The following is a 2600-nucleotide window of genomic DNA, read 5'->3' on the forward strand; positions in this document are numbered from 1 at the left end:
GGCCTGCCGGCCACGACGGCCCGCTGGACAGGGGACGGCTGGGAGCTCACCGGCCACAAGATCTATTCGACTGGTGCGCCGGTGCTGCGCTGGATGCTGGTGTGGGCGGCGACCGGCCCGGCCGCCGGCCCCGTTGGGCGGGTGGCCGAACCGGCGGCGGGCTCGGGGGCCCAGGAGCCGCGGGTCGGCGTTTTTGTCGTACCGGCTGACAGTGCGGGTATAGAGATCATCCGTACCTGGGACCACATCGGGATGCGGGCGACCGAAAGCCATGACGTTGTCTTCGACCGGGTCCGGCTGGACGCCGACGCGGGGGTGGGGCTCCGCCCCCTGTCCCGCCTGCGGGATGCGGCGACAGCGGGGTTCATGATCCTATCTTGGGGCGCTCTCGCCATCTCAACGATCTACCTGGGGGTCGCCGAGGCCGCCCGGGACTGGCTGATCGGTTTTCTGCATGAGCGGGTGCCGTCCAACCTGGGTAAGCCGTTGGCGAGCCTGCCGCGCTTCCAGGCCGCCGTCGGGGAGATCGACGTCATGCTGACGACGGCTCGGGTGTTACTCGAGACGACCGCGCGGGGGGTCGACGCGGGGGACGCCGTAGCCGCCGCCCGTGCCAACGCCGTGAAGTCGACGGTCACCAACGCCGCGATCCGCGCGGTGGGCGCGGCCGTTGCACTGACCGGAAATCCTGGGCTGTCCCGCGCGAACCCGTTGGAGCGTCATTATCGAAATGTTCTGTGCGGTCGTGTACACACTCCGCAGGACGACGCTGTCTACGCCGATGCCGGCCGTGCCCTGCTGCATTGGGAAGAGAAAACGGTGAAGCCATCGAGAGGAGCAGCGGAGAGATGAGCATAAGCACGGAAAACATCGCAGTCCTGGCGGATGCGAGCGTAGGAGGCCCGGAGCCGGGTTCGTGGGACCGGTCGAACATCGTCGCGCCCGCGGTCGGTGGCCCCTGGCCGCGGCCCGAACCGGAGCGGACCGTCGTCGAGGAGCGGCTGTACCGAAAGCAGCGCCTGGCCGGCGCGTACCGTATCTTCGGCCAGCTGGGCCTGGGCGAAGGGCTGCCCGGTCACATCACCGCGCGTGATCCGGAGCTGCCTGACCACTTCTGGGTCAATCGGGCCGGTGTCGACTTCCGCCGGATCACTGTGTCCAACCTGCTGTTGGTCAACGATGCTGGCGAGATCGTCGAGGGCGTCGGGCCGCTGAACACCGCGGCGTTCGCCATCCACTCGCAGATCCACGCGGCCCGGCCGGACGTTGTCGCCGCCGCGCACACGCACTCCCTGTACGGCAAGGCGCTGTCAGCCATCGGTGAGCCGCTGTATCCGATCACCCAGGACGCCTGCGCCTTTTTCGAGGATCATGTGATCTTCGAGGGCTACAACGGCGTTGTGCTCAGCACGGACGAGGGGCGTCGCATCGCCGAAGCCCTCGGCGGGCGCAAGCTCGCGATCCTCGCCAACCACGGCCTGCTCTCCGTCGGGGCCTCCGTGGAGTCAGCCGCCTACTGGTTCATCGCCGCCGAACGCGCTGCCAAGGCCCAGCTCGTCGCCTCAGCCGCCGGCGCGTTGCGGATTCTCGACGACGAGACCGCCCGGCTCACCGCGGGCCAGCTCGCCAGTGAGGTGGGCGCGCGGTGGTCCTTCGAGGCTCTTTACCAGATCATCGTCGAGGAACAGCCCGACCTGTTGGACTGAACGGTCTTCATGTCTTTCCATGCGATCAGGGTGGGTACGTCGCCGTTTATGCCAGGTGGCCGAAAGGCGTCCATATCGCCCGAAAAGCTCCTATACCGACAAACTCGCGCGGTTCACGGTCTGGGCGGCTCGGCTGGTAGGGGTTTCGGCTGGTAGGGGTTTCGGCGCCGCCCGCGCTCCCCAGACCGCGGGCAGGCCGCGGGGTAATGTCGGCGAGCATGAGTACGACCCCGCCGGTTGGCCGCCGCGAGCTGGAACCACTGCCCTATGACGGCGTGGCGTCAGTAACCGTCGGCACGGTTCTGTGGCTGGTCGCCCTGGTCGTGATGCTGCCGTTCTGGAACGACCTGCGAGCGCACGGCCACCTGTGGTGGATCGCGACCGCGGCCATTGGTACCGGGCTCGGGCTGCTGGGCATCGCGGTCACCACGCGCCGCCGTGACCGCCTCCGAAAGCCGGCCAACAAATGATCTTTTGTTGGTTTGGGCGAGCTCTGGGCCCGGCAACAGGGGGTCCAGGGCGTGTTTCGAGGAGCGGGGCCGGGCAGCCGGAACCGGCCGCGTCCGGTGGTCTGGGCCCGCCGGTTCACCAGTCGTCGAGGTCATCCTCGGCCTGCCGCTGATCCTCGCCGGCCGGGTCGCGCAGCGCCTCGGCGATGGCATGGCGGCGGTCCCAGGTGCCCGCATGCCAGGCCAGCGCTCGCGCCAGCGCGTTCGTCCCGGCGTTGTCGTCGACGTGGATCTCGCCGCCGATACCACCGAGCACCCGCCACGCGACGGGCGTGGGCGTCCCATCGGCGTCGGCCACCAGCAGCGGCGCATGTGACAGGTACGGCGTGCCGTCCGGTGCCGTACGCTTCCGCGGCGTTGAGACGACCGCACAGCCGCCGAGCGT

Annotated in this window: 4 protein-coding genes; 3 read left to right on the forward strand and 1 reads right to left on the reverse strand. The window is 69.1% G+C overall.

What is annotated here, in order from left to right:
• The 3 genes from MJ783_RS05090 to MJ783_RS05100 form a co-directional block, all read left to right on the forward strand.
• Window positions 1–852, forward strand: an 852-nt coding sequence (locus MJ783_RS05090; protein ID WP_239308760.1) for an acyl-CoA dehydrogenase family protein, incomplete at its 5' end; no start/stop codon positions are given.
• Window positions 849–1706 carry a class II aldolase/adducin family protein gene (locus tag MJ783_RS05095; protein WP_239308761.1) on the forward strand — a complete coding sequence of 286 codons (858 nt, stop codon included), beginning with the start codon at window positions 849–851 and terminating at the stop codon, window positions 1704–1706. The genes MJ783_RS05090 and MJ783_RS05095, both read left to right, overlap by 4 nt.
• Before the next feature lie 218 nt (window positions 1707–1924).
• The gene (locus tag MJ783_RS05100; RefSeq protein WP_239308762.1) at window positions 1925–2176 is read left to right on the forward strand and encodes a DUF2530 domain-containing protein; all 252 of its coding nucleotides are present in this window, start codon (window positions 1925–1927) and stop codon (window positions 2174–2176) included.
• Between the two features lie 115 nt (window positions 2177–2291).
• Here MJ783_RS05100 and MJ783_RS05105 read toward each other — a convergent pair.
• Window positions 2292–2600 (reverse strand): hypothetical protein (locus tag MJ783_RS05105; RefSeq protein WP_239308763.1); only part of this gene is annotated, 309 nt, incomplete at its 5' end.

This window comes from Protofrankia sp. Cj3, from assembly GCF_917627355.1.
Classification (GTDB): domain Bacteria; phylum Actinomycetota; class Actinomycetes; order Frankiales; family Frankiaceae; genus Protofrankia.